Here is an 8,550-nt window from a genome sequence, read left to right as displayed (position 1 = left end):
GGTCCCGGTGGGGCGGTGCCGCTCCGCCGGGACCGGGTCGACGCCGACCAGGGACCAGCCGGTGAAGCCCCCGTCGCCGGGTGCGGCGGCCGGTGACTTCCCGGCGTTGCCGTTGACCAGATACGGGACGCCGTCGACCCGGCTGGCGTGGAAGACGCCGACATGGGCGCCGACGAAGGCCGCGCCCTTGCCGGTGGCGCGCCGGAACCCGGCCAGCCAGCGTTCGATCAGCGCGGACTCCTTGCGGTCGCCGAGCTGGCTGCCCCGCTGGGGGGTCGGGTCGCGCGGCGGTACGTGCTGGACCAGGACCACCGCGCCGATCGCGGGATCGACGGCGGCCGCGTCCAGCCCCGCCCGTACGTTCCTGAGCTGGGCGAACCCTCCGCCACGGACGCTGAGGCTGGAGGTGTCCAGGGTCAGGAAGCGGGTCCCCCGGTGGTCGAAGACGCGGTGCGCGGGCCCGAACTCGGCGGTGAAGCGGTCGAGGGAGCCGCCCATGACCTCATGGTTGCCCGGCACATAGACCCAGGGCACCTCCGTCCCCAGTTCCTCGGTCAGTATCCGCCGGGCGAACGCCAGGTCCTGCGGCGATCCCTCGTCCACGAGGTCCCCGTTGATCAGGAGGAAGTCCGGCCGGGCCGCCCTGATCTCCCGCAGACCGCGCCGCGCCTGCCGGACCAGGGCACTGTCCGGTTCACGCGCCACGAACTGCGCGTCGGACAGGACGGCGAACCGCCAGGCACGCCCGGCGGTCCGTGCCGCCGTGCCGATCAGAGGGTCGGTGACACGAGGTGGCGGGGGCAGGTCGACCGTGGGCGGGACCTGGGCGGTCAGCCCGTCGATGACGATCCGCCCGGTGTACTGGCGCGCCGCCGCCGTCTCGGCGAGGTAGAAGCGGTGCACGGCGAGGGGCGCCGGGGCCTGGGGCGGCACGGTGAAGGTGATCCGCCGCCAGCCGGTCCAGGTGACGTAGGGGCCGCGCAGCAACTGGTCGGAGCCGGTGGCGTCCTTGAGGTGGAGGGTGGGCCAGGCGCCCTGTCCGTCACCGTGGATCCACAGGGCCAGGGACTGGGGCTGACCGGGCAGCGGGATCCGCGCCGGGGGGTTGGCGTAGGCGGCGCGGGTCGCGGTGGAGCGGGTGAAGTCATAGCTCAGCTCAAGGCCGGTGCCCTCCTGCCCGTCGGGGGTGGGGGCGACGGCGCCGGTGGCACGGGCCTGGGTGAAGGTCCAGGACGCGGCGTCGTCGAAGCCGGTGACGGGTGCCTCGGTGAGGCCGGTGGAGACGGCGAGGGTGGTGCTCCGCCCGGCGGCCGTGGCGGTGACCCGTCCGGCTCCGGTGCCCGTACGGGAGGTGACGGCGAACGATCCGGTGCCGTTGTCGCGGATGTCGAAGAGGGCACGGTCGTAGGCAAGGGTCACATCGGCGGGCTCGATGGGCGCGCTGGTGCCGTCGGCGGTGAGGCCGACGAGTCCGAAGGTGCCGGTGGCGCCGGTGTGCGCGAGGCCGACCCGGCGGGTGGTGGGCTCCAGCCGGGCGAGCGGGCCGAGGACGGTCAGCTCGGTCCCGCCGCGTGCGCCCGCCCGTTCCGCGTGGATGGTGACGCGTCCGCCGGACCGGGCCGTGAAGACACCGTTCTGGGTGATCCGGCCGGTGGCGGGCCGTGCGACGCTCCAGCGCGGCGCGCCCTCGGCGGGGCCGAAGGTCTCGTCGTACGCGGCGGCGGTGAGGGCGCGGGTCAGCCCGGGGAAGACACGTTCGGGGTGGCCGCCGCCGACCGGGTCGGCGGTGGGGGCGGTGGCGGCGGGGGTACGGGTCGTCACCCAGTAGCCGTGCGGCCGTCCGCTGCCGTCGGGCGCGGTGAGGACCAGCCCGTTGGGGACGGTCCGCTCGCCGCCGTCGGAGGGGCTGTTCTCCACCCGCAGGGCGTCGCTTCCGGGGGCGCGGGCCAGCAGGGTGGAGGAGCCGCCGCCGTCGAGGTTGAGGGCGTTGTGCGCCCCGGCGTCGCGCAGCATCCGGCCCAGCCGGGTCAGGGTGACCCCGCCGCTGTCGGCCTGCCGTCCGTCGACGGTGACGACGGACATGGTCCGGCCGTCGCGGGAGAAGCCGACGGCGGTGCGCGGGGCGGCGGTGTTGTTGCCCTGGCCGTCGTGGTTCTGCGGCACACCGTCGACCACGAGCAGTTCCCGCCCGCCGACCGCCGTACGCGGCAGGGGGCCGCCGTCGGTACGGGGCCGGTACTCCAGCGTCACCGGGTCGCCGGGCCGCAGCGCGGCGAGCCGCTCGGCCCCGGCCTCGCGGCCGACGAGCACGGTGACACCGTCCTCGACGGGCCCGCCGCCGGGGCGGGCGCTGACGGAGACGACCCGGCCGTCCCGTACCGCCGCCTCCGCGACGGGACCGGTGGCCGTGTCGACGGTGAGCGCCCGGTCGGCGCCGCCCCAGGCGGCGGTGTAGGCGCCGACACCGCCGGACGGGACGTTGGCGGCGTTGTAGGCGGTGAGCGGGTACGCCCCGGACGGCAGCGTCAGCGTCCCGTCGAAGTACAGCGCCAGCACCCGCCCGGCGCCGCCAGGACCGATCCCGACGGCCCGGTGGGCGCCGGGGGCCGGGGAGTGGGTGACCCGTCCGTCCGCGATGCCCGGTCCCTGCGGCGCCCCGGTCTGGTTGATGTCGAAGAAGTCGCCGTTGAACGCGGCCACCACCCGCCGCCCGGGCCCGGGGTCGTGCCGGGCCGCGAGCCGGGAGACGGTGTCGCGTTCGGCGACCTTCCCGGTGGAGAGGTAGCCGACGCCCGTACGGCTGTCGCCGAGGTCGACGGAGAGGGTGTCCACCCGCAGCCACGCACTGGGTTCCAGCCGGTCGTACGAGGTGAGACGGATCCCCGGCGCGACGGGCCGGGTGGTGCGGGCCAGTTCGATGCCCTCGGCGTCGGACACGTCCCGTACGGTGCCGGGGACCGCGCTGGGCGGCGGTGGCGCGACCGGCCGCAGCACCTCCCCGGCCCGGCCGGGCCGGGGATCGACACCGGAGTCGGCCACCGCCGGGGCGGCCGGGGCGCCGAGGGCCAGCGCGACCACGGTCGCCAGAAGCACGGCGGCGCGGTGCCGTCGCGCCCGGCTGGACCCGCTGGCTCCGCTGGATCTGCTGGACCCGCCGGATCCGCTTGACCCGCCGGATCCGCTCGGTGCACTGGATCTGCTGGGTCTGCTGCCAGGCGCCACAACGTCTCCCGTCCGCCGGGGGCATGACCACCCGTCACACCCTCCGCGCCAGGATCGCCCCCAGCCCCCCGCCCGGACCAGATGCCGCACGGCGGATCGCGGCGTCCGGGCACGGAGGCGGCGGGCGCCGGGGCCGTGTCGTCACGGTCCCGTCCACCCGCCGTGCGCTGGCGAGGCCCTTCCTCTCCTGGGCCTGGCTAGTGCTGTGACCATGGCGCCGTCCTCCCGCCGGACGAAGTCCAGGCGAGGAGCCTGCGGCGTCCGGCACCGGAGGCGCCCCCGCCCGGGCCCGCAGGGCCCAGGTGAACGTCGCAAGGCTCGTAGGGGACCCCGGCGAAGCCAAGGGGCGGATTCCCCCGTACGGGACATACGGGGAAGATCCTCACGACGCGGGGGGCACTCCCCCAGCACCAGAACCCGCCAGAGCCGCCCCCGGACTCTTCCAGGAGGGGGAGGCGACACCATGGGGGGAGGGCACTCCGCGGGAAGCGTCGGCGCCCGCGTCCCCCGGTGGACTTCTCCCCGCCCGGAGGCGTACGGGCCATTCGCGCGGGAAGCCGCGTCAGCGGAGGTGCGGAGAAATGGTTCCCCTGCTGCTTGTCCTACTGCTCGCGGTCGTGCTCTTCGGCGCGGGATTCGCCCTGAAGATGCTGTGGTGGATCGCGCTGGCGGTCCTGGTGGTCTGGCTCCTCGGCTTCCTGATGCGGAGTACGACGGCACACGGCGCACGGTCGCGCTGGTACCGCTGGTAGACGCCCGCGCCGCGCCACCGGGGACGACACGGCCCGACCGGTGCCGCGCCGAAGCGCCATTCCAGGCCGGGACTCCAGCCATGGCGAGGGCTCCCACCCGCACCGCTCAAGCGGGTGGGAGCCCGTCTGTGGGGGCGACCGGACCGGGTCCCCCGACTTCCAGGGTGCTCCGTCGCCGTCCATACGGCCTCCCCGGCCCGGCGCCCCCGTACGGCGCCATACGACGGCTGCGGCGGGATATGCCGGGTACGACGCGTACGACGCGAGGATCCACGGTCTACGGCGCGGGGGCCTGTGCCTCCAGCCGTCCACCGCGGTCTACGGCACCACGGCCTGCCCCACCAGCAGCCGCACGGCCGCCGTGATCGACTCGGCGTCGATGCCCGCCAGGTGGAGCTGCTCCCCGGGGGTGGCCGAGCCGGGCAGGGAGCGCACGGCCAGCCGGACCAGCCTCGGCTGCGGGCGGCCGTCGGCGAAGGCGGCGGCCACCGCGTCACCGAGACCACCCTCGGGGTGGTGGTCCTCCACGGTCACCAGACAGTCGGTGGCATCCGCCGCCGCCTGGAGGGTGCCGGTGTCCACGGGCTTGACCGAGTACAGGTCGATCACCCGCACATCGATGCCCTCGGTGGCGAGCAGATCGGCCGCCTTCAGCGCCTCGTGCACGGTGATCCCGGCGGCGACGAGGGTGACCCGGTCCCGGTCGCCGGAGCGCAGCACCCGGGACCCGCCGACCGGGAACGTCTCCCCCGGCCCGTACACCACGGGTGTGGCGCCCCGGGTGGTGCGCAGATAGCCGATGCCCGGCAGCTCGGCCATGTCCTCCACCAGGCGGACGGTCTGGTTGGCGTCACACGGGTAGAGCACGGTGGAGCCGTGCACGGCCCGCATCATGGCGAGGTCCTCAAGGCCCATCTGCGACGGGCCGTCCTCACCGATGGAGACACCCGCGTGGGAGCCGACGAGCTGGATCCCGGTGTCGCTGACGGCGGCCATCCGGATGACGTCGTGGGCGCGGGTCAGGAAGGCCGCGAAGGTCGAGGCGAACGGCAGATGGCCACGGGCCCGCATCCCCACGGCGGCGGCCACGAGCTGCTGCTCGGCGATGTAGAACTCGAAGTAGCGCTGGGGGTGGGCCGCGCCGAAGGCGGCCAGCCGGGTGGAGTCGCCCACCTCGCCGTCGAGTGCGACGACATCGCCGCGCCGGGAGCCGAGGGCGGCGAGCGCGGCGCCGAAGGCGTCCCGGGTGGCGATCTCGTCCCCGACCGCGTAGACGGGCGGCTCGACCTCGGCCGACGGCGCCGCCGCCATCACGGGTGTGTCGGGCGGCGCGGCCGGGTCGACCCGGATCGACCGGATTCCGCCCAGTTCCTCGATCGCGGCCTCGGCGTGCGGCAGCGGCTTGCCGTGGAAGCCCTCCTTGTCGTCCACCTCGGCGACCCCGCGCCCCTTGTGGGTGCGGGCGATGATCGCCGTGGGCTTGTGGTGGGTGGCGGCGGCCTCCTGGTAGGCCGAGTCGATGGCGGCGACATCATGGCCGTCGATCTCGATCGTGTGCCAGTCGAAGGACCGCAGCCGCCGCCCGTAGGCGTCGAGGTCCCACTCATGGCGGGTGGGGCCGCGCTGCCCGAGCCGGTTGACGTCGAGCAGCAGGGTGAGGTTGTCCAGCCGGGAGTACCCGGCCTGCTCGACGGCCTCCCAGACCGAGCCCTCCGCCATCTCGCTGTCCCCGCTGAGCACCCAGACCCGGTAGGGCAGCCGGTCCAGCCGCTGGCCCGCGAGCGCCATGCCGACCCCGATCGGCAGCCCCTGTCCCAGGGAGCCGGTGGCCACGTCCACCCAGGGCAGCCGTGGCGTGGGGTGGCCCTCCAGTGGGCTGCCCCGGTGCCGGAAGGTCAGCAGTTCGGCGTCGTCGACGACGCCCGCCGCCCGGTAGAGCGCGTAGAGCAGCGGCGAGGCGTGTCCCTTGGAGAAGATGAGCCGGTCGTTGCCCGGGTGGTCGGGCCGGTCGAAGTCGTAGCGCAGATGGTGGGCGAGCAGGACCGCGATGAGGTCGGCGGCCGACATCGAGGAGGTCGGGTGGCCCGACTGGGCCGCGTCGGCGGCGCGGACCGAGTCGACCCGTAGCTGCTGCCCCAGCTCTGCCAGTTCTTCGTTGCGCATCTCCGTACTCCTTGGGACTGCTCGGGGATTCACCGGTACTCCTCGGGACTGCCCGGGGATTGACCGGCCACGGTGCGAGCGTTCCGGACGCCCGGCCGCCCGGCCCCCGGGGCATCGTTCGGCCACCCTCGGGTTCCCCCGCGCTCCATGAGCACACCCCGCCCCACTCCCAGGCTCCCTCGCCCGCGCCGCTCCCGCGCGTCACGGGACCTCCGCCCCCGCCGGGGCGTCCCGTCGCTCATCGGAACCCGTGTGTCACCACCCGCCGGGAAGGGCCCGGGCCACCGGGGAACACGGAACGTGACACCCGTACCCTGCCTCCGGCGGCCCGGAGCCGGAGCGTCCGGGCGGGGGCTCATTCCACGTGGTGCCGGGCCCGGGCACCCGCCCGGGTGCGTCCCGAGGACACCGGCCGCTCAGGGTGGCGGCGCAGATACTCCTCCTCCAGCTCCGCCATCCGGGTGGTGTGCGCGGCGAGCGCGGCCGGTGACCCGTGCAGCAGGGTGTCGTGCCTGCTGCGATGGATGTTCTCCAGTTCACGGATGAGCTCCTGCTCACCGAGGCGGGCGGCTTCGATCCCTCTGTGCTGGTTCTCGGCTCGCGACATGGCAGCCCCGCTCCTTCCGGTCTCTGGTGTCAGTGTCACTCCGGCCCCGTGCGACTCGCGAGGAGACCGGGGCGAGAGGAGGATGTGGAGGACACCCACGTACCCGGCGGAACGCGCCCCACCCCGCGGCGCGCCCGACGTACGGCGATCGACACGCCCGGCGACCAGCACGGAACGTGACCGTACGGACACCCGGGAGAACAGGACATCCGAGAACAGGACATCCGAGGACGGGACACCGGCGGGGAACAGGACACCGGCGGAACACGAGGGCGAGTGAGCGAGTGGACGAGTGCCCATGAACGAGTGCGCATGAACGAGCGAACCAACCCGGCCGCGCCGGGCCTGACCGCGACCGCGGACGTCTACGGCGCGCCCTGCTGGGTCAGTCTGATGGCCCGGGACCTCACCGCCTCGCAGGAGTTCTACGGCGCCGTCCTGGGCTGGGAGTTCCGCCGGGGCGATCTGGGGGACGAGTTCCGGGTCGCCCTGCGGGACGGCGCGCCGGTCGCCGGGATCGGGGCGCTGGCCCCGGCCATGCGGGTCGCCGTCGCCTGGACGCCGTACTTCGCCGTGAAGGACGCCAACGTGACGGCCGCCCGGGTACGCGAGCGCAGCGGGACCGTCGCCGTCGGACCGCTCTCCTTCTCCCTGGGCCGCGGGGCACTCGCCGCCGACCGCGACGGGGCCGTCTTCGGCATCTGGGAAGGCGCGCGGATCCCCGACTGGCAGTCCGGGCACCGGGACGCGCCCGCGTGGCTGCTGCTGCGGACACGCAACGCCTTCGACGCGGCGATCTTCTACGGCGAGGTGCTGGACTGGGCCACGGAGCATCCGGGGTGCTGCGATGTGAGTTACGAGAACGACGAGGTCGTGCTGCTCAGTCACGGGCACATCCTGGCGCGGCTCAGCTCGGGCGCGGCGGGCGCGTCGGTGCACCCGCTGGACCGGCCGCGCTGGGATGTGCACTTCCCGGTGGACGACCTGGAGGGCACGCTGGAGATCACACAGGCGCACGGGGGCGCGGTACTGGCCCGCCATACGGCGGCTGACGGCACGTCGGAGGCGACGGTCCGCGACCCCGACGGCGCCCTCTTCACCCTGACCTCCCGCGCCTGACCACCCGGGGCCGCCCCTGGTCGCACCTCCCGGTGACCGGGGCCCCGCCGGGGTCGGGAACCGGTCTGCGCACCCCCCGTCACGAACTCCCCGTGACCGCCGGTCCGGGCGGGCGCCCCGGGCCCGGCGCGGGACGCGGGAGCGCCGACGGGTGCACCGTCGCACGACCTGCGGGCTTCCGCGCTCCCCTGCTCCCACCCTTCCCCGTATCCCGTGCCGCACGGTGCCCGCGCACGTACAATCCGGAGCGGATGCGATCACGCGGTGTCGTACCCCCTGCCCGGGATGGGAGTGTCTGTGATCACGCCTGCGCAGGAGCCTTCGGGCGCGAGCCGCGAGCGGGACGAGCTGTCGACGACCGTCGCCGCCCTCGCCGCCGAGAACGCCTCGCTCCGGGCCGAACTGGCCCGCCGCCGACTGCTGGACCTGGCCACCGGTGTGCTCATCGCACGACTCGTCGCGCCACCCGCCGAGGCGGCCGAACACCTGTCCCGACTGGCCCGGGAGACCGGCGTCGGCGCCGAGGAGCTGGCGGCCGACATCGTCAACGGCGTCACCGGCACCATCACCGTCACCGCTCCCCCGGCCACCGGGAACGACACCGCCCCCGGGGACGAGGGCCCCGCCGAGACCCGCCGCAGCCGACGGGCGGCGACCGCCGCCGAGGCACGGCACACCGTGAACGAG

At 74.8% G+C, this 8,550-nt stretch carries 6 protein-coding genes; 3 read left to right on the top strand and 3 right to left on the bottom strand.

The window, feature by feature from the left end:
• Window positions 1-3,093: phosphodiester glycosidase family protein (locus tag ACFVIM_RS29415; RefSeq protein WP_384307559.1), on the bottom strand; the 3,093-nt coding region annotated here is incomplete at its 3' end.
• A 710-nt stretch (window positions 3,094-3,803) separates the two neighbouring features.
• On the opposite strand from ACFVIM_RS29415, the gene ACFVIM_RS29410 reads away from it, so the two are divergent.
• A complete protein-coding gene (locus ACFVIM_RS29410; protein ID WP_384307556.1) occupies window positions 3,804-3,974 on the top strand; it encodes a hydrophobic protein in 171 nt (56 codons plus the stop codon).
• A gap of 318 nt (window positions 3,975-4,292) precedes the next feature.
• On the opposite strand, the gene ACFVIM_RS29405 is transcribed toward ACFVIM_RS29410, so the two are convergent.
• Window positions 4,293-6,137 (bottom strand): transketolase, encoded by a 1,845-nt coding sequence (locus tag ACFVIM_RS29405; RefSeq protein WP_384307554.1) that lies wholly within the window; start codon window positions 6,135-6,137, stop codon window positions 4,293-4,295.
• Window positions 6,138-6,492: 355 nt separating this feature from the next.
• Window positions 6,493-6,744, bottom strand: a complete 252-nt coding sequence (locus tag ACFVIM_RS29400) for a DUF6158 family protein (protein ID WP_384307551.1) — start codon at window positions 6,742-6,744, stop codon at window positions 6,493-6,495.
• Between the two features lie 312 nt (window positions 6,745-7,056).
• Between ACFVIM_RS29400 and ACFVIM_RS29395 the strand changes: the two genes are divergently transcribed.
• Window positions 7,057-7,863 carry a VOC family protein gene (locus ACFVIM_RS29395; RefSeq protein ID WP_384307549.1) on the top strand — a complete coding sequence of 269 codons (807 nt, stop codon included), beginning with the start codon at window positions 7,057-7,059 and terminating at the stop codon, window positions 7,861-7,863.
• A gap of 297 nt (window positions 7,864-8,160) precedes the next feature.
• The coding region (locus ACFVIM_RS29390) for an ANTAR domain-containing protein (protein ID WP_384307547.1) at window positions 8,161-8,550 on the top strand (390 nt) is incomplete at its 3' end.

The organism is Streptomyces sp. NPDC057638 (assembly GCF_042800315.1).
GTDB lineage: Bacteria > Actinomycetota > Actinomycetes > Streptomycetales > Streptomycetaceae > Streptomyces.
Note: the sequence above shows the minus strand (reverse complement) of the source record. Positions and strands in the feature narration are given on the sequence as shown.

What these genes read in the sequence shown, in the direction of transcription:
- ACFVIM_RS29410 (WP_384307556.1), top strand. Translation starts at nt 3,804, where the DNA reads ATGGTTCCCCTGCTGCTTGTCCTACTGCTCGCGGTCGTGCTCTTCGGC.
- ACFVIM_RS29400 (WP_384307551.1), bottom strand. Translation starts at nt 6,744, where the DNA reads ATGTCGCGAGCCGAGAACCAGCACAGAGGGATCGAAGCCGCCCGCCTC.
- ACFVIM_RS29405 (WP_384307554.1), bottom strand. Translation starts at nt 6,137, where the DNA reads ATGCGCAACGAAGAACTGGCAGAGCTGGGGCAGCAGCTACGGGTCGAC.
- ACFVIM_RS29395 (WP_384307549.1), top strand. Translation starts at nt 7,057, where the DNA reads ATGAACGAGCGAACCAACCCGGCCGCGCCGGGCCTGACCGCGACCGCG.